This is a genomic window from Herbaspirillum sp. CAH-3, from assembly GCF_009668275.1.
Taxonomy (GTDB): Bacteria; Pseudomonadota; Gammaproteobacteria; order Burkholderiales; family Burkholderiaceae_D; genus Herbaspirillum; species Herbaspirillum aquaticum.
Genome location: NZ_VSWE01000032.1, coordinates 1 through 21,675 on the forward strand (window position 1 = coordinate 1; position 21,675 = coordinate 21,675).

General features: G+C 64.0%; 18 protein-coding genes. 13 read left to right on the plus strand and 5 right to left on the minus strand.

The window, feature by feature from the left end:
• Positions 1–122 precede the first annotated feature (122 nt).
• Positions 123–1,541, minus strand: a complete 1,419-nt coding sequence (locus FYB76_RS25865; protein WP_154135530.1) for a PLP-dependent aminotransferase family protein — start codon at positions 1,539–1,541, stop codon at positions 123–125.
• Positions 1,542–1,877: 336 nt separating this feature from the next.
• Here FYB76_RS25865 and FYB76_RS25870 point away from each other — a divergent pair, with 336 nt between their 5' ends.
• From FYB76_RS25870 to FYB76_RS25920, 11 genes are all read left to right on the plus strand, one after another.
• A complete protein-coding gene (locus FYB76_RS25870; protein WP_088755575.1) occupies positions 1,878–3,206 on the plus strand; it encodes an aspartate aminotransferase family protein in 1,329 nt (442 codons plus the stop codon).
• Between the two features lie 36 nt (positions 3,207–3,242).
• Positions 3,243–4,736 carry a CoA-acylating methylmalonate-semialdehyde dehydrogenase gene (locus FYB76_RS25875; RefSeq protein ID WP_154135531.1) on the plus strand — a complete coding sequence of 498 codons (1,494 nt, stop codon included), beginning with the start codon at positions 3,243–3,245 and terminating at the stop codon, positions 4,734–4,736.
• Between the two features lie 14 nt (positions 4,737–4,750).
• On the plus strand, positions 4,751–4,945 hold the full coding sequence (locus FYB76_RS25880; RefSeq protein ID WP_154135532.1) for a hypothetical protein: 195 nt from the start codon (positions 4,751–4,753) through the stop codon (positions 4,943–4,945).
• 368 nt (positions 4,946–5,313) lie between these two features.
• On the plus strand, positions 5,314–6,507 hold the full coding sequence (locus FYB76_RS25885; RefSeq protein ID WP_083859848.1) for an ABC transporter substrate-binding protein: 1,194 nt from the start codon (positions 5,314–5,316) through the stop codon (positions 6,505–6,507).
• 80 nt (positions 6,508–6,587) lie between these two features.
• Complete coding sequence (locus FYB76_RS25890) at positions 6,588–7,454, plus strand: branched-chain amino acid ABC transporter permease (protein WP_154135533.1); 867 nt, start codon at positions 6,588–6,590, stop codon at positions 7,452–7,454.
• A 52-nt stretch (positions 7,455–7,506) separates the two neighbouring features.
• Complete coding sequence (locus tag FYB76_RS25895; RefSeq protein ID WP_154135534.1) at positions 7,507–8,505, plus strand: branched-chain amino acid ABC transporter permease; 999 nt, start codon at positions 7,507–7,509, stop codon at positions 8,503–8,505.
• Entirely contained in the window at positions 8,502–9,269 is a 768-nt protein-coding gene (locus FYB76_RS25900) for an ABC transporter ATP-binding protein (RefSeq protein WP_154135535.1), read from the plus strand. Before FYB76_RS25895 ends, FYB76_RS25900 begins: the two co-directional genes overlap by 4 nt.
• Positions 9,266–9,970, plus strand: a complete 705-nt coding sequence (locus FYB76_RS25905; RefSeq protein WP_088755473.1) for an ABC transporter ATP-binding protein — start codon at positions 9,266–9,268, stop codon at positions 9,968–9,970. The genes FYB76_RS25900 and FYB76_RS25905 overlap by 4 nt, the downstream gene beginning before the upstream one ends.
• Before the next feature lie 35 nt (positions 9,971–10,005).
• The gene (locus tag FYB76_RS25910) at positions 10,006–11,265 is read left to right on the plus strand and encodes a Zn-dependent hydrolase (protein ID WP_154135536.1); all 1,260 of its coding nucleotides are present in this window, start codon (positions 10,006–10,008) and stop codon (positions 11,263–11,265) included.
• Positions 11,266–11,302: 37 nt separating this feature from the next.
• Positions 11,303–12,796, plus strand: a complete 1,494-nt coding sequence (locus FYB76_RS25915) for a M81 family metallopeptidase (protein ID WP_154135537.1) — start codon at positions 11,303–11,305, stop codon at positions 12,794–12,796.
• 219 nt (positions 12,797–13,015) lie between these two features.
• On the plus strand, positions 13,016–14,620 hold the full coding sequence (locus tag FYB76_RS25920) for a methyl-accepting chemotaxis protein (protein ID WP_088755470.1): 1,605 nt from the start codon (positions 13,016–13,018) through the stop codon (positions 14,618–14,620).
• Here the strand turns inward: FYB76_RS25920 and FYB76_RS25925 are convergent.
• Complete coding sequence (locus tag FYB76_RS25925; RefSeq protein WP_154135538.1) at positions 14,584–15,474, minus strand: TauD/TfdA family dioxygenase; 891 nt, start codon at positions 15,472–15,474, stop codon at positions 14,584–14,586. The genes FYB76_RS25920 and FYB76_RS25925 overlap by 37 nt on opposite strands.
• Before the next feature lie 155 nt (positions 15,475–15,629).
• Between FYB76_RS25925 and FYB76_RS25930 the strand changes: the two genes are divergently transcribed.
• Positions 15,630–16,553, plus strand: coding sequence for a cupin-like domain-containing protein (locus FYB76_RS25930; protein WP_154135539.1), 924 nt, complete (start codon positions 15,630–15,632; stop codon positions 16,551–16,553).
• Positions 16,554–16,623: 70 nt separating this feature from the next.
• On the opposite strand, the gene gatB is transcribed toward FYB76_RS25930, so the two are convergent.
• The 3 genes from gatB to gatC form a co-directional block, all read right to left on the minus strand.
• Positions 16,624–18,084: an Asp-tRNA(Asn)/Glu-tRNA(Gln) amidotransferase subunit GatB gene (gene gatB / locus FYB76_RS25935; RefSeq protein WP_154135540.1), complete on the minus strand. Its 1,461-nt coding sequence runs from the start codon at positions 18,082–18,084 to the stop codon at positions 16,624–16,626.
• 45 nt (positions 18,085–18,129) lie between these two features.
• The gene (gatA, locus tag FYB76_RS25940) at positions 18,130–19,596 is read right to left on the minus strand and encodes an Asp-tRNA(Asn)/Glu-tRNA(Gln) amidotransferase subunit GatA (protein ID WP_088755466.1); all 1,467 of its coding nucleotides are present in this window, start codon (positions 19,594–19,596) and stop codon (positions 18,130–18,132) included.
• 73 nt (positions 19,597–19,669) lie between these two features.
• Entirely contained in the window at positions 19,670–19,972 is a 303-nt protein-coding gene (gene gatC / locus FYB76_RS25945) for an Asp-tRNA(Asn)/Glu-tRNA(Gln) amidotransferase subunit GatC (RefSeq protein ID WP_034340681.1), read from the minus strand.
• Positions 19,973–20,331: 359 nt separating this feature from the next.
• On the opposite strand from gatC, the gene FYB76_RS25950 reads away from it, so the two are divergent.
• Positions 20,332–21,375: a rod shape-determining protein gene (locus tag FYB76_RS25950; protein WP_006465688.1), complete on the plus strand. Its 1,044-nt coding sequence runs from the start codon at positions 20,332–20,334 to the stop codon at positions 21,373–21,375.
• Positions 21,376–21,675: the final 300 nt, after the last annotated feature.

Consider the following 21,675-nt stretch of genomic DNA (forward strand, 5'->3'; position numbering starts at 1 on the left):
CAGGTGTTCCTGCATCCACACCACCGCAATGAGCGCTCCCCACAGCGGCTCGCTGCCCATCAGCAGGGCCACGCGTGACGCACTGGTGCGTGCGGCCGCGTAACCATTCGACCTAGCCCGGCCTACAACCCCCGCAAAAAATCAAACAACTCCGGCACATCCGCATACCCCACATTGAAGCGGAAGCTGGTCTTGTGCGGCGCCGACAGATGGAAGAAATCCCCCGGTGCCAGCCAGATGCCCTTCTGCCGCGCCCGGTCCGCGATCTCGCGCGCTGACAGTTCGCAGCCCTCGATGGTGGCCCAGCTGAACATGCCGCCGCGCGCCGCCGTGAAGGGCGTCAAACCGACTTCGGTGAGCTTGGCGTTCAGGGTGGACTGGGCATTGAGCAGGGTCGCATTGAGCGTCTGCACATGGCGTCGGTGATGGCCTTCGGTGAGCACGTTGTGCACCAGCCGCTCGTTGATCTCCGAATTGGTCAGCGTCAAGACCATCTTGGTATGCACGATCTGCCGCGCCAGTTCGCGCTGGCAGGCGATGTAGCCCACCCGCAGCGAAGGGGCGATGGTCTTGGAATAACTGCCCACGTAGATCACGCGCTGCAGGCCATCCAGGGCGGCCAGCATGGGATCGGTGGCCTGCCCCAGTTCGCGGAAGATGTCGTCCTCCACCACCCAGAAACCATAACGCTCCGCGGCCTGCAGCACGCGCATGGCGCAGGCCGGCGTATAGGAGGTTCCCGTCGGGTTCTGCAGCACGCTGGTGGTGAAGAACATCTTGGGATGATGCAGGCGCGCCAGGGTCTCCAGCATGTCCGACTCCACGCCGCCAGGCGTACGCGGCACGCCGATCACGTTCAAGCCCGCCAGGCGCAGCATGGCGATCAGGTTGCAATAGCCGGGATCGTCGATCATCACCGTATCGCCCGGCTGGGTCATGGTGCGGATGATCAGGTCCAGCGCCTGCGTGGCGCCGTGCGTGGTCAGCACCTGCTCGATGCCCAGCTCCAGCGCCCAGTGGCCCAGGAACTGCGTGATGAGCTGGCGCAGCGGGGCATAGCCATAGGGATGGCCATAGCCGACCTGCTGCGCACCGGGCGAGCGGATGATGCGGCGCTCGGCCTGGTGCAGGCCTTCATCGTTGAGCCACTTGCCGGGCAGCCAGCCACAGCCGGCCTTGATGGGCACGCGCTCATCGGCAAACATTTCCGAGAGCAGCCAGGCCGAGTCGATCACCGGCTCGGGCGGCACGAAAACGGCACGCGCCCCGGATTGCCCGGCCCGTGCAGCCACGAAGAAACCCGCACCGCGCCGGGCCTGCAGCATGCCGCGCGCCACCAGCTGCTCATAGGCCTCCACCACGGTGGAAGAGCCGATGTCGTGATGCTGCGCAAACTGGCGCACCGAGGGCAGGCGCTCGCCGGAGCGCAATTCACCCGACTCGATCAGGCCGGCCAGGCCATCGGTCACCTGCTCCACCAGGCGGGCGGCTGTCTTGCGTTTCAAATCCAGTTGCAGCGGCGCGCTGGCGGGCTTGGCCATGGGGTTCTTCCTGACAGTGTGTGGGGTTGGCGGGCGACTGCATTGCTCCAGCCAGCCAAAGTGTATGGATAAAAACAGAACTGTATTGGTCACTGTACTGGCGTGCGCGGACGACCGGGATCTGGCGGCATTCCGCATGAACAGGGGCATGCCGGTGAGCCCGCCGACGCGACGCAAGCAAACGCTTCCCATCAGATGGAGCAATACAGTTCACTCCACGGACCAATACAGTTTCCAACGAAAATCAAAAGTGTAGCTAACAATGCGGGCGCTGTCTGGCAATAATCAAGCACTCTCGATTTTTTCCCGAATTCTCCCTTTTTCACGGTGCCTGCCATGTCCAGCCAAGACCAAACGCATCCCTCCAGCCTGTCGGCCTATTGGATGCCCTTCACTGCCAACCGCAACTTCAAGTCCGCGCCACGCATGCTGGTGTCGGCTGAAGGCATGCACTACCGCGACGACGCCGGCAATGCCATCCTGGACGGCACCGCAGGCCTGTGGTGCGTGCCGCTGGGCCACGCCCATCCCAAGATCGTCTCGGCCGTGCAGAAGTCCGTGGCCACGCTGGACTATGCGCCCTCCTTCCAGCTCGGCCACCCGAGCGCTTTCGAACTGGCCGAGCGCCTCAAGGCCTACACCGGCAACCGCTTCGCCAACGTGTTCTACACCGGCTCCGGCTCGGAGGCGGTGGATACGGCGCTGAAGATCGCCCTGGCCTATCACCGCGCCAAGGGCAACGCTACCCGCACCCGCCTGATCGGCCGCGAGCGCGGCTATCACGGCGTGGGCTTCGGCGGCATGTCGGTGGGCGGCATCGGCGGCAACCGCAAGACCTTCAGCACCGCGCTGCTGCCGGGCGTGGACCACCTGCCGCATACCCACAACCTGGAAAAGAACGCCTTCACCAAGGGCGAGCCGGAATACGGCGCGCACCTGGCCGATGAGCTCGAACGCCTGGTCACCCTGCACGACGCCTCCAACATCGCCGCCGTGATCGTGGAACCGGTGGCCGGCTCCACCGGCGTGCTGATCCCGCCCAAGGGCTACCTGAAGCGCCTGCGCGAGATCTGCACCAAGCACGGCATCCTGTTGATCTTCGATGAAGTCATCACCGGCTTCGGCCGCCTGGGGACGCCCTTTGCGTCCGACTACTTCGATGTGGAACCGGATATCTTCACCACCGCCAAGGGCCTCACCAATGGCGTGGTGCCGATGGGTGCGGTGTTCGTGAAGAAGGAGATCCACGACGCCTTCATGAACGGTCCGGACGGCATCGAGCTGTTCCACGGCTACACCTACTCCGGCCACCCGCTGGCCTGCGCCGCCGGGCTGGCTTCGCTGGAGGTGTTCCAGACCGAAGGCGTGCTGGAGAATGCGCAAGCGGTCTCCGACTACTTCCAGGAAGCGGCGCACTCCCTGCGCGGCCTGCCGCACGTGATCGATGTGCGCACCATTGGCCTCATCGCCGGTATCGAGCTGTCCTCCATCCAGGGCCGCGTGGGTGCCCGCGCCTATGACGCCTTCGTGCGTGCCTTCAATGACGGCATCCTGATCCGCGTCACCGGCGACATCATCGCCCTGTCGCCGCCGCTGATCATCAACAAGCAGCAGATCGACGAACTGTTCGGCAAGCTGGCGGCCATTCTCAAGACCCTGGCCTGATCCCCCTTCACCCAAGCAATGACGCAAGAAAGATTCATGGAAAAGATTGCACACTACATCGGCGGCGCACGCGTCGATACCAAGAGCGGGCGCTATGCCGATGTCTTCAACCCGGCCCAGGGCGTGCCGGTGGCGCAGGTGGCACTGGGCACGGCCGATGAGGTCGATGCGGCGGTGCAGGCCGGTGTGGCCGCCTTCCCGGCCTGGTCCAACACCCCGCCGCTGACCCGGGCGCGCGTGCTGTTCCGCTTCCTGCACCTGATCCAGCAGCGCGCCGACGACTTCGCCCGCATCATCGTGCGCGAGCACGGCAAGACCTTCTCGGATGCCCAGGGCGAAGTGGCGCGCGGCATCGAGATCGTCGAGTTCGCCGCCGGCATCCCGCAGATGCTCAAGGGCGAATACACCGACCAGATCGCCCGCGGCATCGACGCCTGGTCGATGCGCCAGGCACTGGGCGTGGTGGCCGGCATCACGCCGTTCAACTTCCCGGCCATGGTGCCGATGTGGATGTTCCCCATCGCCATCGCCTGTGGCAACTGCTTCGTGTTGAAGCCCTCCGAGCGCGATCCCTCGGCCGCGCTCCTGATCGCCGACCTGCTGCAGGAAGCCGGCCTGCCCGATGGCGTCTTCAACGTCGTGCAGGGTGACAAGGTGACTGTCGATGCCCTGCTGGATCATCCGCAGGTCAAGGCCATCAGCTTCGTCGGCTCGACCCCGATTGCCGAATACATCTACGCCCGTGGCTCGGCCAAGGGCAAGCGCGTGCAGGCCCTGGGCGGCGCCAAGAACCATATGGTGGTGATGCCCGACGCCGACATGCAGCTGGCCGTGGACGCCTTGATGGGCGCGGCTTACGGCTCGGCCGGCGAGCGCTGCATGGCGATCTCGGTGGCAGTGGCCGTGGGCAGTGCCGGTGATGAACTGGTGGCCGCACTGGCCGAGCGCGCCCGCAAGCTGAAGATCAACGAAGGCATGGCGGCCGGCGCCGAGATGGGGCCGGTGGTGACCGCGGCTGCCAAGGAACGCATCGAAAGCCTCATCGGCCGTGGCGTGGAAGAAGGCGCGACCCTGGTGGTGGATGGCCGTGGCTACCAGGTACCGGGTTTCGAGAAAGGCTTCTTTGTCGGTGGCACCCTGCTCGACCATGTGACCCCGGAGATGACGGTGTACAAGGAAGAGATCTTCGGGCCGGTGCTGTGCGTGCTGCGCTGCCCGGACATCGCCAGCGCAGTCGAACTGATCAATGCGCACGAGTACGGCAATGGCGTGGCGGTCTACACCCGTGACGGCGGCGTGGCGCGCGAGTTCGTGCGCCAGATCGAAGTGGGCATGGTGGGGGTCAACGTGCCGCTGCCGGTACCCATGGCCTTCAGCAGCTTCGGCGGCTGGAAGCGCAGTCTCTTCGGCGACCATCACATGTACGGACCGGAAGGCGTGCGCTTCTACACGCGGGCCAAGGCAGTCATGCAGCGCTGGCCCAATACGGCCAGTGCCGGTGCGGAATTCGCGTTCCCGCAGATGAAATAAACAGGATCAACGGCATGAAATTTTCATGCCGTTTTTCTTTGGCGGATGCGTATGATGAAGCACCTGCCCGAGCGATCGGCATCGGTCTTGTTGGTGCAGAAAACGTCAGGCACGGTGCAGGAAACGTCAGGCTTCCCAGCCCGCAGGAAGTGGCTGGAGAGCCTGCACCAAAAGCAATAAAACTTAGAAAACCAGACCGTCGTGGATGACCGGTGGAGACACACCGGCAGCACGGGAGAACGGCAAACCACATTTGGAGACACGCTCGCAAGAGCGGCAGGAGGAGCCCCATGACGGCTCACGCCACGCGGCGCAAAGGCGCGCTGCTGCAGCGTTTTATGGCTTGTCACGTCCTGTCTTGCAGCGGCTGCGCAAGACGGTGCGACCCTGTTGACCCACTCTTTTCCGTCCGTTCGTGGCGGAGGATTCCACACGTCCATGCAAATCATCCTTGCCCGGCTTTCCTAAGTTTTCCAGGAAGCACGGGCATGGAACTTGCGTTGACGGGCAGTACTGCAGCATTGCGCAATTCCATGGATGTCATCTGTCAATCGTTAGCCTCGAGGGAGAAACAAGCATGATCAGCCGTCGCAATTTCCTGAAACTGTCCGCACTGGCCGCGCCGGGCGCATTGAGCTACCACGATGTCTTTGCCCAGGCCGAGAGCATTGCCTTCGGCTGTCCGGTGCCGATGTCCGGCCCCTTCGCCGCCAACGGCAAGTTCGCCGACATGGGCATGAAACTGGCCTTGCAGAAATACGGCAAGGTACTGGGCAAGAGCACCAGCTACGTCACCCTCGATACCGAAGGCAAGCCCGCCACGGCGGTGCGCAAGATGCAGGAAACCATCGAGAAGGGCACGCGCTTCTTCGCCGGCGGCATCCTCTCGGGCGAAGCGCTGGCCATGGGCAAGGAAGCCGACAAGGCCGGCGCGGTCTTCATCACCACCGCAGGCGCCGACGAGATCACCGGCAGCGATTGCAACCGCGCCACCTTCCGCTGGTCGGTACCCACCTTCGGGGCCATCGAACAGACCGTGCGTCCGCTGCTGGAAAAGCTGCCCAATGCCAAGCGCTGGTACACCATCACGCCGCAATACGTGTTCGGCGAAGGCCTGTTGTCGGCGGCCAAGAACATCTTCAAGGAAAAGGGCATCGAGCACGTGGGCAACAGCTACCACTCGCTGACCGAGAAGGAGTTCTCCGGCTATCTCACCAATGCCATGGCGGCCAAGCCGGATGTGCTGCTGCTGCTCAACTTCGGTTCGCAATCCTCGGATACGCTGCGCCAGGCGGTCAGCTTCGGCATGAAGAACAACTGCACCATCCTCATGGCCTGGGCCTCGGGGCTGGAACAGTTCGAGACCCTGGGCGCCGATATCTGCGACGGCGTCTACTTCGGCGCGCAGTACTGGCACGCCATCGATTCACCCTTCAACAAGGAATTCGTCAAGCTGGTCAACGACAATCTCAAGATCGATCCCAACTACAGCCTGGCCGGTTCCTACATCTGTACCAAGATCATCCTGGACGCCATCATCAAGGCCAACAGCACCGATCCCAAGGCGGTGATCGCGGCCATGGAAGGCATGAAATACGAGGGCCTGACCGGTACCGAGGAAATCCGCAAGGGCGACCACCAGGTCATCAAGAACTATTACCTGCTCAAGGGCAAGGCCAAGGCGAAGATGGCCAACAAGAATGACTATGCCGACATCGTCTCCTCCGGCAAGTCCTTCCTGGCGCTGGAGAAGACGCAGTGCAAGCTGTGATGCCCCCGGCTTGAGGTTCAGGGCCTGTCCGCCGGTTGCGGGGACAGGCCGCATTTGCTGCATCATCGTCACGAGGTTCCATGAACATCTATCTGCTGCAGATCGCCAATGGCGTGGGCATCGGCATGCTCTACTTCCTGCTGGCGGTGGGCCTGTCGATCGTCTTCGGCCTGCTGCGCTTCGTCAATTTCTCACATGGCGCCTTCTTCCTGCTGGGCGCCTATCTCTGTTACGAGGCCACCAGCCGTGGCCTGGATTTCTGGTGGTCCCTGCTCATCGCGCCGCTGGCCGTGGGCTTGTTTGCGTGGGTGGTGGAGCGCTTTGTATTGCGCCACGTGTATGCCCTGCCGCATCACTTCCACATCCTCTTCACGGTCGGCATGGCGCTGGTGATCCAGGAAGCCGTGATCTCGGTCTGGGGACCGCTGGGCAACAATGTCTCGCCGCCGGACCTGCTGCAGGGCGTGGTGATGTGGGGCGGCTTCGTCTATCCCAAGTACCGCCTCTTCGTCATCGGCCTGACCGCCGTGATGGCGCTGCTCTTGTGGTGGGTGCTGGAAGGCACGCGCCTGGGTTCGATCGTGCGGGCCGGATCGGAATCGACCGAAATGGTCAGCCTCTTGGGCCTGAACATCCAGCGCATCTTCAGCCTGGTCTTCGCCCTGGGTGCTGCCACCGCCGGGCTGGCCGGGGCGCTGGCCGCGCCGATACGCGGCGCCGATCCCTTCATGGGGGTCGAGGCGCTCGGCATCGCCTTCGTGGTAGTGGTGGTCGGCGGGCTGGGCAGCTTCTGGGGCGCGCTCATCGGCGGCATCCTGGTCGGCATCGTGCAAAGCGTGATGAGCACGGTCTGGTCCGAAGGGGCGCACCTGATGATCTACGTGGCCATGGCGGCGGTGATGCTGCTGCGTCCGAATGGCTTGCTGGGCCGGCCCGGCGCGGCCTGAGGCCGCATTACGTCAACTGACGCCACCTGACGTTTTCTGCACAGAGGCTTTCATGAAACAGATTGCGCATTTCCGTTACACCCTGCTGGCCGCCGCCGTGGTGCTGTTGCTGCCGCTGCTGCTGCCCTCCGGCACGCTGGCCACCGAAGTGCTGGTGTTCGCCTTGGCTGCGCTGGGCTGCAACCTGCTGCTGGGCTATACCGGCCTGATGTCCTTTGGACAGGGCATTTTCTTTGGCGTGGGCAGCTATACCACCGGCGTGGTGCTGCTGCAGTTCAAGCTCGCGCTGCTGCCGGCGCTGGCGCTGGCCGCCCTGGGCGGGGCGCTGGTGGCGCTGCTGGTGGGCTGGTTCTCGATCCGCCAGCGCGGCACCTACTTCGTGATGCTCACGCTGGCCTTCGCCCAGATGTTTTATTTCCTGGCCTACACGATGAAGGACGTCACCGGCGGCGACAACGGCCTGCTGGACATCCCGCGTCCGCCGCTGTCGCTGCTGGGCTTGACGCTGCTGCCGACGGCTTCCTCGTGGCAGTACTACACGGTGGTGGCGATCCTGTTCGTGGTGGTGTTCTGGCTGCTGCAGCGGGTGGTCGATTCGGTGCTGGGCAAGACCCTGCTGGCGGTGCGCGAGAATGAAGCGCGCGCCTCGGCGCTGGGCTATGACGTGCGGCTGCTGAAACTGGCCGCCTTCGTGATCTCGGGCGCGGTGACGGGTCTGGCCGGTGGACTGCACGCGATGATGACCGGCGTGGCACCGCTGTCGAACATCGAATATCACACCAGTGAGGCGATCCTCGTGATGACCGTCATTGGCGGCACCGGCAACCTGTTTGCCTCGGTGCTGGGCGCGAGCTTCTACGTGCTGGTGGGCAACTGGCTCTCCACGCTGTGGCCGCGCTGGCTGATGCTCTTGGGGCTGCTGTTGATTGCAGTGAGCCTCTACATGCAGAAGGGCCTGTTCGGCCTGGCCATGAAGCTCATCGACGCCGTGCGCGGCCGCAAGGATGACGCGGCCCAGGCCACCACCGTGACCAAGGAGAAGCACTCATGAACCGCCCCATCCTGCAAGCGGTCAATGTCACCAAGCGCTACGGCAAATTCACCGCCGTCAATGGCATCACGCTGGACATCGAGGCCGGCACCGTGCATTCGGTGATCGGCCCCAACGGCGCGGGCAAGACCACGCTGTTCCATACCCTGACCGGTACCACGCCCATCACCGAGGGCAGCATCCTGGTCGAGGGCGAGGAAGTGGCGCACCTGCCGGGCAACCGCCGGGTGCAGAAAGGCTTGGCGCGCTCCTTCCAGGTGACCAGCCTGTTCCCCAACCTGAGCGTGCGCGAGAACCTGCGGCTGGCCGCGCAGGGCCGTTCGCCGCTGGCCGCATTGAATCCCTGGAAACGTGCCGAACAATTCACGGCCACCTGCACACTGGCCGATGAGCTGGTGGCGCGCCTGTCGCTGCAGGCGGTGGCGGGGCGGGCCTGTGCAGAACTTTCACATGGACAGCAACGCCGGCTGGAGGTGGGCATGGCCATGGCCGGGCGGCCCAAGGTGATCTTCCTGGACGAGCCGACCTCGGGCATGGGCATCGATGACATCGCCGAGATGAAACAGCTCATCCACGGGCTGCGGCGCGACTACACGGTGGTGCTGATCGAACACAACATGGATATCGTGATGGATATCTCGGACCGCATCACGGTCATGCAGCTGGGCCAGATCCTGGCGCAGGGCAAGCCGGCCGAGATCCGCAGCGATGAACGCGTGCGCCGGGCCTATCTCGGCAGCATGATCACGGGAGGCAAAGCATGATCCTGCAAGTGGAAGACGTTCACGGCTACTATGGCAAGAGCCACATCCTGCAGGGCGTGTCGCTGCAGGTCGATGCCGGGGAAGTGGTGACCCTGCTGGGACGCAATGGCGCCGGCAAGACCACCACCTTGAAGAGCATCGTCGGTGTGGTGCCGCCGGCGCAGGGACGCGTGATTTTCGAGGGCCAGGTGGTCAGCGGCCTGCCCTCCTACAAGATCGCGGCACGCGGCGTGTGCCTGGTGCCGGAACATCGCGGCATCTTCAAGCTGCTGACCGTGGAAGAGAACCTGACCATGGCCGCGCGCAAGGAATCTGCCTGGGGGCTGGACGAGGTCTACACCATCTTCCCGCGCCTGAAGGAACGCCGCAGGAATGGCGGCGGCCAGCTCTCCGGCGGCGAGCAGCAGATGCTGGCCATTGCGCGCGCGCTGATGACGCATCCGCGCGTGCTGATGCTGGATGAACCGGTCGAAGGCCTGGCCCCGGTGATCGTGGACGAGATCGTGGCACAGATCCGGCAGATCAAGGCCACCGGGATGTCCATCATCCTGGTGGAACAGAATCTGGAAGTGTGTACGCAACTGGCGGACCGGCACTACATCGTCGAACAGGGACGCATCGTCTACAGCGGCAGCAATGCCGCCTTCCTGGCCGATGAAGGCGTGAAGGACCGTTATCTTGGCGTGAACCTGGCAGCCTGATGGCTACCGCCCGCCAACCCGAACAAGGACTCGATATGGACATGAAAACACAAACCTCCACCCTGCGCATCGACGGCACGCGCCTGTGGGATTCACTGATGGAACTTGCCCGCATCGGCGGCACCGCCAAGGGCGGCGTCTGCCGCCTGGCCCTGACCGACCTCGACAAGCAGGGGCGTGACCTGGTCACGTCCTGGGCGCGCGCTGAAGGCATGAGCGTGGTAGTGGACCAGATCGGCAACATCTTCATGCGCCGGCCCGGCCGCAACAATGCCCTGCCGCCGGTGATGACGGGCTCGCACATCGACACCCAGCCCACCGGTGGCAAGTTCGACGGCAACTACGGCGTGCTCTCCGGCATTGAGGTGATCCGTACGCTGAACCAGCACAACATCCAGACCGAGGCGCCCATCGAAGTGGCGGTATGGACCAATGAAGAGGGCTCGCGCTTCGTGCCGGTGATGATGGGCTCGGGGGTCTTCTGCGGGGCCTTCACACTGGAGCATGCCTACAACGCCACCGATATCGACGGCAAGAAGGTGCGCGACGAACTGGAACGCATCGGCTACATCGGTGACCAGGTCTGCGGCGACCATCCCATCGGTGCGTATTACGAGGCGCACATCGAACAGGGACCGGTACTGGAAAATGCCGATACCGTCATCGGCGTGGTGCCGGCCGTGCTGGGCCTGTCGTGGTACGACTGCACGGTGACCGGTTTCGAATCGCACGCCGGGCCGACCCCGATGGAGATCCGCAAGGATGCGCTGCAGGTGTCGACGTTCATCATGCAGGAGGTGGTGGCCATCGCCAACCGCTACCCGCCTTATGGACGCGGCACGGTGGGCCAGGTGCAGGTGATGCCCAACAGCCGCAACGTGATTCCGGGCCAGGTCAAATTTTCCATCGACCTGCGCAATGTCAGCGAGGATTCGCTCACGCGCATGCATGAAGACCTGCTGGCCTACCTGGAAGCGATGCGCAAGAAGACCGGGCTGTCCATCGAATTGGAGCGGGTATCGTACTTCCCGCCCTGCCCCTTCCATCCGGATTGCGTGGACAACGTGCGCGCCGCTTCGGCTGCATTGGGCTACAAGACCATGGACGTGGTCTCCGGCGCGGGGCACGACGCCATCTATGCCGCACGCCTGGCACCGGCAGGCATGATCTTCGTGCCCTGCAAGGACGGGGTCTCCCACAACGAGATCGAAGACGCCCGCCCCGAGCACCTGGAAGCCGGCTGCAACGTGCTGCTGCAGGCCATGCTGGCCAGCGCGGGTGTGGTCACCGACTGATCATTGCATGCATTTGGATTGATGCAAAAAACTGAACATGAAGCCAAAAATCGTCATTGCACGCATGAATCACGAGACCAATACCTTCTCGCCGATTCCCACTCCCCTTGAAGCCTTCGCCCCGCAATGGGACGCCGATGCGTATCGCGACCAGAAGGGTGCGCGTACTGCCATGGGGGCCTTCCTCGAACTGGCCGAACGGATTGGCGCTGACATCGTCACGCCCCTGGCCGCCTGGGCCAATCCCAGCGCGGCGGTGGCGGCCGATGCTTATACGGTGATGTGCGACGCCATCGTGCGCGCCATCGAAGGTGGCTGCGATGCCATCCTGCTGGACCTGCACGGTGCCATGGTGGCCGAGAACGCCGAGGATGGCGAAGGCACGCTGCTCGAACGCATCCGCCGCATCGCGCCCGATACGCCCATGGCGGTGGCGCTGGACCTGCATGGCAACGTCACGCAGAAGATGGTCACGCATGCCGATGTGATCGTCAGCTTCAAGACCTATCCGCACATCGACATGTTCGAGACCGGCGAGCATGCCGGCCGCCTGCTGCTGGCGCGGCTGCAGGGCAAGTCGCAGCCGCGGATGGCCTGGCGCCAGGTGCCGGTGCTGTCGGCCACGCTGACCAGCAATACTTCGGCCTCGGCCATGCAGCGCGCCGTGGAGGCAGCCAAAGCCGCAGAGCAGGAGGCGGGCGTGCTGGCGGTGTCGGTGCTGGCGGGCTTTCCCCTGTCGGATTTCCGCGATGCGGGGATGTCGGTGGTGGTAGTCACCGAGAACGACGCCGCACTGGCGGATGCCGTGGCCGGGCGCATTGCACGCCAGATCTGGAATGAACGTGACGACTTCGTCTATGACAGCCTGCCGCTGGCCGAATCGCTGGCGCAGGCACGCGCATTGAGCGAAGCGCCGGGACAGGGTCCGGTGCTGCTGCTGGACCACAGCGACAACGTCATGTCGGGCGGCACCTGCAATACCATGGACGTGCTGGAAGCGGCGCTGCAGGCGGGCCTCACGGGCATTGCCGTGGGCCCGGTGAGCGACCCGGAAGCGGTGGCACAGCTGGTGCAAGCCGGTGTGGGCGCGACCGTCACGCTGGCCGTGGGCAACAAGGTGGACCTGGCGGCGCAGGGCATTACCAAGACGCCGCCGGTTTATACCGGCAAGGTATCGGCCATCAGCGATGGCCGTTTCACCGTCACCGGGCCGATCTACACCGGCTCGACCTTGCAGATGGGGCGCAGCGTGCTGCTGGACATCGGTGCGGCCCGCATCGTGGTCACTGAAGAGCGGGTCGAACCGTATGACCTCGGGGTCTTCACCAGCCTGGGTCTCGACCCGGCGCAGCAAACCTTCCTGATCCTGAAGTCGCGCATGTATTGCCGTCCGGTCTTCGTGCCCATCAGCCGCGCGCTGGTGGAGTGCGATTCCGACAGCGGCGGCCCGACCAGCGCCAATTTCCGGCTGTTCCCGATCAAGAAGGTGCGTCGGCCGATCTATCCGCTGGATCCGGCCATGGACTGGTAACACCCAGCGGGCCTGCCCTGCGGGCCGATGCGCTTTGCCGTAATACAACACCACGGCATCGGGATATTCCCGAGTTGTGCCGTGCCGGCGAAGGCCTGTGTTAGCCTGCAAAGACAGCAAGGAGGGGGGCCCTTCCTTGCTGTCTGCGCCCGGCTCACGATAACAACCGCAAAACAGCACTCCAGCCGCCGGCCGCCTAACTCAATCAGGGGAGACGGGATGAAAAACCTCAAGATCGGCGTACGCCTGGCCATCGGCTTCATTGCCTTGCTGATGCTGATGGCCGTGATGGTCGGCCTGGGCGTGTGGCGACTGGGCAATATCGGGGACGCCACCGACGAAATGACGCAGATCGCGCTGAAGAAAGAGCGCGATGCCGTGCAGTGGCACGCGGCCATCAAGGAAAACGGGGTGCGCACCTTCGCCGTCATGAAGAGCGATGACGATGCCTTCCAGCAATACTTCCAGAAGCAGATCGATGCGCAATCGGCCAAGATCAGCCAGCTGCAGAAGCAGGTGGAAGCGGCCATCACCGATCCCGAAGAAAAACGCCTGTTCGCGGAAGTGGGCAAGCTGCGTGCCGCCTATCGCGATACGCGGCAAAAGATCTTCGACATCAAGACCGCCGGCGACGATGCCCGCGCCCGCGAGATGACCGATACCACGCTGGTCAAGATGATGGATGAGTACGCCGACAGCGTGCTGCGCTATGCCGATTACCAGAAGAAGGTGATCGACCAGGCCGCCGCTGAAATCAACGGCGACTATCGTTCAGGCCGCAGCATGCTGCTCATGCTCGGTGCGCTGGAAATCGTGCTGGGCGCGGCACTGGCCTGGCTGCTCACGCGCAGCATCACGCGCCCGCTGAACCAGGCGGTGAGCATCGCGGAAACGGTGGCCGCAGGCGACCTCACCTCACGTATCGAGGCCAACAGCCGGGACGAAACCGGACAACTGCTGGCCGCGCTCAAGTCCATGAATGGCAACCTGCAGGACATCGTGGGGCGCGTGCGTTCCGGTACCGACACCATCAACGTCGCTTCGCGCGAGATTGCCACCGGCAACCTCGACCTGTCGGCGCGCACGGAACAGCAGGCCGGCTCGCTCGAAGAAACCGCATCGGCCATGGAACAGCTCACCTCCACCGTCAAGCAGAACGCCGACAATGCGCGCCAGGCCAATGCACTGGCGGCATCGGCCTCACAGGTGGCCAGCCAGGGCGGTGCGGTGGTGGAGCAGGTGGTGGCGACCATGGGCGAGATCCACGCTTCGTCGCAGAAGATCGCCGACATCATCGGCGTGATCGATGGCATCGCCTTCCAGACCAACATCCTCGCGCTCAATGCCGCTGTGGAAGCGGCGCGCGCAGGGGAACAGGGACGCGGCTTTGCGGTAGTGGCCTCCGAAGTGCGCTCGCTGGCCCAGCGTTCAGCGTCGGCGGCCAAGGAGATCAAGCAGCTGATCGGGGATTCGGTGGAAAAGGTCGGCGATGGCAGCCGCCTGGTGGCCCAGGCCGGTGACACCATGCAGGAGGTGGTGCACAGTGTGGCGCGCGTGACCGAGATCGTGCGCGAGATCACGCTGGCCAGCCAGGAACAGAGTGATGGCATCGAACAGGTCAACCTGGCCATCACGCATATCGATGAAGCCACACAGCAGAATGCCGCGCTGGTGGAAGAAGCAGCAGCGGCCGCGCGATCCATGCAGGATCAGGCGGCCTCGTTGACTGAAGCGGTCAGCGTATTTCGGCTTGATACCAGCGCGGTAGCGTTACCGGGCGCCCAAGCTCAGCGCGGTACGTCGCCTTCGACGGTGGTGCGATAGAGCGTACGGCGCAGGTGTTGCGGGGTGATCGCGGCGTAGTGCTGGGTGCTGCGGTTGTCCCAGAACACCATGTCGTGCGCCTGCCAGTGGTGCGTGTAGACATTCTCCAGACGGGTGATGTGGGCGTGCAGTTCCTTGAGGAGCGCATCGCTTTCGTCACGCGGGATGCCGATGATGTGCGACGTAAAACCTTCACTCACGAACAGGATCTTGCGGCCGCTTTCGGGATGGGTGATCACCACCGGATGCTCCACCGGCGGCACTTCATCGATCTGCTGCCGGGTCAGCGGCTGGCGCCACGGCGAGAGCTTGCGCAGTCGCTCGTAGCGGTAAACGTAGGAGTGCACGGCACGCTTGCCTTCGAGTTGGGTCTTGAGCGCAGCGGGCAGGCTGTCCCAGGCGGCCGCGGTATTGGCGTAGAGCGTATCGCCGCGTTCGGCGGGCAATTCCTGCGAATGCAGCAGCGCGCCCAGGCTGGGCTTGGGCATGTAGGACAGGTCCGAATGCCAGTCCGCGCCGGCATCGACCAGGCCGATGGGCTTGCCATTCTCGACCACGTTGGAGACGATCAGGATCTCCGGATGCCCGGCCAGGTGGAAGCGGTTGAGCACGTGCACCTGCAGCGGACCGAAGCGGCGGCTGAAGTCGATGTGCTGCTGCGGCGTGATGCGCTGCTCGCGAAACACCACCACCCCATGCTCGACCAGGGCGCCGCGAATGCGCGCCAGCTCTTGCGCCGAGACCGGCAGGTTCAGGTCCAGGCCGACGATTTCCGCGCCCAGCGGGGCGTCGAAAGGACGAATCTCGAAATGTTGTTGCGTCTGCTGCGTGCGTTCCAGTGTGGCGAGCGACATGGGGGCTCCTGTGTAGGCGGTGCCAGCCCGGCGCATGTCCGGCTGGCCAAACGCTCATTACACTCCCCCGGCTACCCCGGAACAAGGAAGAAGAATTCATATCCTTATGCGGCAATCGAGATAGGGACTGCTGCAACCCCATTAAAATGGCGAGGATGAAACCGTCCACGCCTTCTCCTTCACTTCACCCCGGAACCGCCCATCCTGCGGCACGGTCCCTGCCGCCACGCCCCGATGTCAGCGGCCTGAGCGCGGAAGAGGCTGCTGCACGCAAGGCGGCACGCGACCAGCGCGATGCCCAGGTGCGTGGCGTGCGTTCGGTAGCCGAGATGCGTGAAGCCATCCGCGAGGCCAGTGCCGTGTTGCCCGCAGTGCATGAAATCGCACGCATCGGCCCGCAGAAGACGGCAGCCTTCCGCGAACGGGCAGGGGCGGGATTGCCTTTCATCATGACGGGCATGGCCAGCCGCTGGCCGCTCTCGGCGATGTCGGTGCAAGCGCTGCGGGAACACTTCGGGCAGTTGCCGGTGCGTGCCCGCGTGGGCGACTACATCAACACCGCCTTCGCGCCGGACCGCGCCATGCAGGACATGACGCTGGTCGATTACCTGGAACAGGCGCTGGCCGATGAGAGCGGGCTGCCGCCCTATCTGGGCAATCTGGAATTGCGGGAATTGAATCGCCTGTGCCACTGGCCCAACTTCTTCGAGAAGATGGGGCCGCCGCGCTTCTGGATCGGGCCTGCCGGTTGCATCACGCCGCTGCATTGCGACTATGACGACAATGTCTTCGCCCAGGTGTGGGGCAGCAAGCGCGTCTGGCTGGCACCGCCCCATCATGACCAGTATCTCTATCCCAGGGAGGCCAACGCCATCCTGTTCGGGTCGCCCTTCGATCCGGATCATCCGGACTTGGAACGCTTCCCGCTGGCGCGCCAGGCGGCGCTGGTGTGCTGCGAGGTGCAGCCGGGGGAGATGCTCTACATCCCGGCGGGTTGGTATCACCAGGTCAGTTCATTGACCTTCTCGCTGTCGAGCAATCGCTGGGCGCGGGGGCGGCCGCTGGTCCTGGCCGCATAAGAAAAAACCCCGCGTCCGTTGCCAGGCGCGAGGTTCATTTCCGTATTGCTTGACGGCTCAGCCGGTGGAATCAGCCCGCCAGCTTCTTGCGCAGCAGTTCAGTCAATTGCGCCGGATTGGCCGTCCCGCGTGTGGCCTTCATGGCCTGGCCGATCAGGGCGTTGATGGCCTGTTCCTTGCCGGCACGGAATTCCGCCACCGACTTTTCATTGGCCGCCAACACCTGGTCCACGAGGGCTTCCAGCGCACTGCTATCCGTGATCTGCGTCAGGTTCTTCGCCTTGATGATGTCATCAGCAAGAGAATCCTTGTCGGACCTTGCTTCCCACATGCCCGCAAAGACTTCCTTGGCGATCTTGTTGGAGATGGTGCCATCGGCGATGCGCTTCAACAGCAGCGCCAGTTGTGCAGCCTTCACGGGTGCATCGGCGATGTCGGTATCTTCGCGGTTGAGCGTGGAAGCCACGTCACCCATGAGCCAGTTGGCGGCCGGCTTGGCCTGGTCCTTGCCCGCGGCAGCCACCACGGCTTCAAAGTAGGAAGCCATGCCCTTGGATTGCGTGAGCACCATGGCATCGTATTCCGGCAACGCATACTCGGCCACGAAACGCTCGCGCATCGCGCCGGGCAGCTCGGGCATAGTGGTCTTGACGCGCTCGATCCACTCCTGCGAAATGGCCAGCGGCGGCAGGTCGGGGTCGGGGAAGTAACGGTAATCCTGCGCGTCTTCCTTGCTGCGCAGGGAACGGGTTTCCTTCTTGTCCGGATCGTAGAGGCGGGTTTCCTGCACCACGGTGCCACCGTCCTCGATCAGCTCGATCTGGCGGCGCACTTCGTAGTTGATGGCCTCTTCCAGGAAGCGGAAGGAGTTCAGGTTCTTGATCTCGCAACGGGTGCCGAATTTCTCCTGGCCGACCGGACGCACCGAAACGTTGGCGTCGCAGCGGAAGGAACCTTCCTGCATGTTGCCATCGCAGATGCCCAGCCACACCACCAGCGAATGCAGGGCCTTGGCGTAGCCGACGGCTTCGGCGGCGCTGCGCATCTCGGGTTCGGTGACGATTTCCAGCAAGGGCGTACCGGCGCGGTTCAGGTCGATGCCGGTCATGCCCTGGTAGTCTTCGTGCAGGGACTTGCCGGCGTCCTCTTCGAGGTGGGCGCGGGTCAGGTTGATGGTCTTGATCTCGGTCTTGCCCTCCTTCTCCACGGCGAAGGACATGGTGCCGCCTTGCACCACCGGAATCTCGAACTGGCTGATCTGGTAGCCCTTGGGCAGGTCAGGATAAAAGTAATTCTTGCGCGCGAACACCGAGCGCGGTGCGATGGTGGCACCAATGGCCAGGCCGAACTGGATCGCACGTTCCACCGCGCCCTTGTTCAGGACCGGCAGCACGCCCGGCAAGGCCAGGTCCACCGGGCTGGCCTGGGTGTTGGGCTCGGCGCCGAAGCGGGTCGAACTGCCGCTGAAGATCTTGGATTGGGTCGAAAGCTGCGTGTGCGTTTCGAGGCCGATGACGACTTCCCACTGCATGATGTTGTCCTTGCGAATGCTGTTGTTGGTGACGAGGGCCAGGGATCAGGCCGGTTCGCGCAGGTGCCAGTCAGTGGCCTGCTGGAACTGGTGCGCCACGTTCAAGAGGCGCGCCTCGTCGAAATAATTGCCGATGATCTGCAGGCCGACCGGACGCTTGCCGTTCTTCTCGCCCTGCCCGAATCCGCAAGGAATGGACATGCCCGGCAACCCGGCCAGGCTGGTGGACAAGGTGAAGATGTCGGCCAGGTAGTTGGCCACCGGGTCATCGGTCTTGTCGCCCAGGTCCCAGGCGACGGTGGGCGAGACCGGGCCCATGATGACGTCGCACTGGCGGTTCTCGCCGGCCAGGGCACGCTGGAAGTCCTCGGCGATCAGGCGGCGGATCTTCTGGGCTTGCAGGTAATAGGCGTCGTAGTAGCCGTGCGAGAGCACGTAGGAACCGACCAGGATACGGCGCTTGACCTCGTCGCCAAAGCCTTCGGCGCGCGACTTCTTGTACATGTCGGCCAGGTCCTTGTAGTCGGCGGCGCGGTGGCCGTAGCGCACACCATCGAAGCGCGACAGGTTCGACGAGGCTTCGGCCGGGGCGATCACGTAATACACGGGGATGGACAGCTCGGTCTTGGGCAGCGAGATATCGACCAGGGTCGCACCCAGCTTCTCGAACTCCGCCAGGGCAGCACGCACGGCCGCTTCCACATCGGCGGCCAGGCCGGCGCCGAAGAATTCCTTGGGTACGCCGATGCGCAGGCCTTGCAGGCCCTGGTTGAGCGAGCGGGTGAAATCTTCCTTGGGGCGTTGCAGGCTGGTGGAATCGCGTTCGTCGAAGCCGGTCATGGCGTTCAACAGCAGGCCGCAGTCTTCGGCGGTCTTGGCGATCGGGCCGCCCTGGTCCAGCGAGGAGGCGAAGGCGATCATGCCGTAGCGCGACACGCTGCCATAGGTCGGCTTGATGCCGGTCACGCCGCACAGCGAGGCCGGCTGGCGGATCGAGCCGCCGGTGTCGGTGGCGGTGGCGGCCGGTGCCAGGCGCGCGGCCACGGCAGCGGCCGAGCCGCCCGAGGAGCCGCCGGGGATGGCGGTCTTGTCCCAGGGGTTCTTGACCGCACCATAGAACGAGTTCTCGTTGCTGGAGCCCATGGCGAATTCGTCACAGTTGAGCTTGCCCAATGTGACGGTACCCGCCGCATTGAACTGCTCCACCACGGTGGCATCGAAGGGGCTCACATAGTCCTGCAGCATGCGCGAACCGGCGGTGGTGCGCCAGTTGCGGGTGACGAAGATGTCCTTATGTGCAATGGGCACGCCGGTCAAAGGACCGGCATCATTGCCAGCCAGGCGCACATCGGCGGCTTTGGCCTGTGCCAGGGTCAGGTCGCGGTCCACGTGCAGGAAGGCATTGAGGTCGCTGGCCGCGATGCGGTCCAGGAACAGGGTCGCCAGTTCAGTGGCGGAAATCTTGCGCGCTTGCAGTTGCGCGGACAGTTCTTTGAGGGTGAGCTTGTGCATGGAGTCGATTACGCTGCGGTCTTGCGGGCCGGCTGGGCCGGAAGCGGACGGTGGCGGGTGCCAGGCGCCGGGTTCATTCGATGACCTTGGGCACCAGGTACAGGCCATCCTGGGTGGCCGGGGCCGGTTGCTGGTAGTCGTCGCGGCGATTGGATTCGGTCACGGCATCTTCGCGCAGGCGCAGCGCCAGCGCCGGCTCGATGGCGGCGATCGGGTGCGACAGCGGTTCCACGCCGGAGGTATCGATGGCCTTCATCTGCTCCACCAGGGCAAAGATGCCATTGAGCTTGTCCAGGGTGGCGCCGGCCTGGGCCTCGGTGAGCTCCAGTCGGGACAGGTTGGCGATGCGTTTGACGTCGGAAAGGGCTAGAGACATGGTCGAAAGGACGCGCCTGGCGCGCCGCGTGATGTTGAAATTGGAAGACCCGTAGCCGCTGCGGCCGCAAGGCGTTTTCTGCAGCCTCGGCGCCATTGGCAAGTTCACTTGCGCGGCGGGTCGACCGGGTCATGGCGTGAATCGCTTGAAAAACGGCAAACCCGCGCCAGATGGCCGCCGGAAGCGCCCGGGATGCTGACATTTTTGGCAAACCGGCGTGCTGGTTTCTCGGGAATTATAAGGTAGAATGTCGGATTAATGCCTTGCAGGCGCCTGATTTTCGCGTCGCCGCAGCATGAACGGACACCTCCCCCTATCAAAAAGCTAGGCGCCCCCTCGCGGGCGCATCAGGACAACTCATGTTTGGATTTCTCCGCAGTTACTTCTCGAACGATCTGGCGATCGACCTGGGCACCGCGAACACGCTGATCTACGCGCGCGGCCATGGCATCGTGCTGGACGAGCCGTCGGTGGTGGCCATCCGCCAGCAAGGCGGTCCCAACGGCAAGAAGACCATCCAGGCGGTCGGCAAGGAAGCAAAGCAGATGCTGGGCAAGGTGCCCGGCAACATCGAGGCGATCCGCCCGATGAAGGACGGCGTGATCGCCGATTTCACCGTCACCGAGCAGATGCTGAAGCAATTCATCCGCATGGTGCATGACTCCAAGCTGTTCCGCCCCTCCCCGCGCATCATCATTTGCGTCCCCTGCGGTTCGACCCAGGTGGAACGCCGCGCCATCCGTGAATCCGCGCTGGGCGCGGGCGCATCCCAGGTCTACCTGATCGAGGAACCGATGGCCGCCGCCATCGGCTCGGGCCTGCCGGTCTCGGACGCCACCGGCTCGATGGTGGTCGACATCGGCGGCGGCACCACCGAAGTGGGCATCATCTCGCTGGGCGGCATGGTCTACAAGGGTTCGGTGCGCGTGGGTGGCGACAAGTTCGACGAAGCCATCGTCAACTACATCCGCCGCAACTACGGCATGCTGATCGGCGAACAGACCGCCGAAGCGATCAAGAAGGAAATCGGCTCGGCCTTCCCCGGCTCGGAAGTCAAGGAAATGGAAGTCAAGGGCCGCAACCTGTCCGAAGGCATCCCGCGTTCCTTCACCATCTCCAGCAATGAAATCCTGGAAGCCCTGACCGATCCGCTGAACAACATCGTCTCGGCCGTCAAGAACGCGCTGGAACAGACCCCGCCGGAACTGGGTGCCGACATCGCCGAAAAGGGCATGATGTTGACCGGTGGCGGCGCCCTGCTGCGCGACCTGGACCGCCTGCTGATGGAAGAAACCGGCCTGCCGGTGATCGTGGCCGAAGATCCGCTGACCTGCGTGGTGCGCGGCTCGGGCATGGCGCTGGACCGCATGGACAAGCTGGGCTCGATCTTCTCGGCCGAGTAAGCCGGCCAGCAAGGTCTGGCCAGCACGACAGGACAGTACCGAGGTACAGGGGCCTGCCCGACAGCAGGCCCAGGCAGCAAAGCATGAACCGGCAGCAATGTACTGCCGGATGAGTGGGGAACCGAACCGTTCGATATGACGCCGTTCACGCCGACCAGCCACAGGATGCGCACGCCGCGTGCGCAACTGAGGCAGTGTCGGCGGCTGCGGGGTCGCGAGAACGCCTCGGCTCCCCTTTTTGTTACCGTTTTCGACGCAGGAAGTGAGTTATCCGCCTGCAGCCGGTCACCTGGCGTGACC

Bases quoted from the DNA above. Each gene is read 5' to 3' on its own strand.
- FYB76_RS25950 (WP_006465688.1), top strand. From the start codon at position 20,332: ATGTTTGGATTTCTCCGCAGTTACTTCTCGAACGATCTGGCGATCGAC.
- FYB76_RS25870 (WP_088755575.1), top strand. From the start codon at position 1,878: ATGTCCAGCCAAGACCAAACGCATCCCTCCAGCCTGTCGGCCTATTGG.
- FYB76_RS25895 (WP_154135534.1), top strand. From the start codon at position 7,507: ATGAAACAGATTGCGCATTTCCGTTACACCCTGCTGGCCGCCGCCGTG.
- gatB (WP_154135540.1), bottom strand. From the start codon at position 18,084: ATGCAGTGGGAAGTCGTCATCGGCCTCGAAACGCACACGCAGCTTTCG.
- FYB76_RS25875 (WP_154135531.1), top strand. From the start codon at position 3,243: ATGGAAAAGATTGCACACTACATCGGCGGCGCACGCGTCGATACCAAG.
- gatA (WP_088755466.1), bottom strand. From the start codon at position 19,596: ATGCACAAGCTCACCCTCAAAGAACTGTCCGCGCAACTGCAAGCGCGC.
- FYB76_RS25890 (WP_154135533.1), top strand. From the start codon at position 6,588: ATGAACATCTATCTGCTGCAGATCGCCAATGGCGTGGGCATCGGCATG.
- FYB76_RS25930 (WP_154135539.1), top strand. From the start codon at position 15,630: ATGAAACCGTCCACGCCTTCTCCTTCACTTCACCCCGGAACCGCCCAT.
- FYB76_RS25915 (WP_154135537.1), top strand. From the start codon at position 11,303: ATGAAGCCAAAAATCGTCATTGCACGCATGAATCACGAGACCAATACC.
- FYB76_RS25865 (WP_154135530.1), bottom strand. From the start codon at position 1,541: ATGGCCAAGCCCGCCAGCGCGCCGCTGCAACTGGATTTGAAACGCAAG.
- FYB76_RS25885 (WP_083859848.1), top strand. From the start codon at position 5,314: ATGATCAGCCGTCGCAATTTCCTGAAACTGTCCGCACTGGCCGCGCCG.
- FYB76_RS25920 (WP_088755470.1), top strand. From the start codon at position 13,016: ATGAAAAACCTCAAGATCGGCGTACGCCTGGCCATCGGCTTCATTGCC.
- FYB76_RS25925 (WP_154135538.1), bottom strand. From the start codon at position 15,474: ATGTCGCTCGCCACACTGGAACGCACGCAGCAGACGCAACAACATTTC.
- FYB76_RS25905 (WP_088755473.1), top strand. From the start codon at position 9,266: ATGATCCTGCAAGTGGAAGACGTTCACGGCTACTATGGCAAGAGCCAC.
- FYB76_RS25900 (WP_154135535.1), top strand. From the start codon at position 8,502: ATGAACCGCCCCATCCTGCAAGCGGTCAATGTCACCAAGCGCTACGGC.
- gatC (WP_034340681.1), bottom strand. From the start codon at position 19,972: ATGTCTCTAGCCCTTTCCGACGTCAAACGCATCGCCAACCTGTCCCGA.
- FYB76_RS25880 (WP_154135532.1), top strand. From the start codon at position 4,751: ATGAAATTTTCATGCCGTTTTTCTTTGGCGGATGCGTATGATGAAGCA.
- FYB76_RS25910 (WP_154135536.1), top strand. From the start codon at position 10,006: ATGGACATGAAAACACAAACCTCCACCCTGCGCATCGACGGCACGCGC.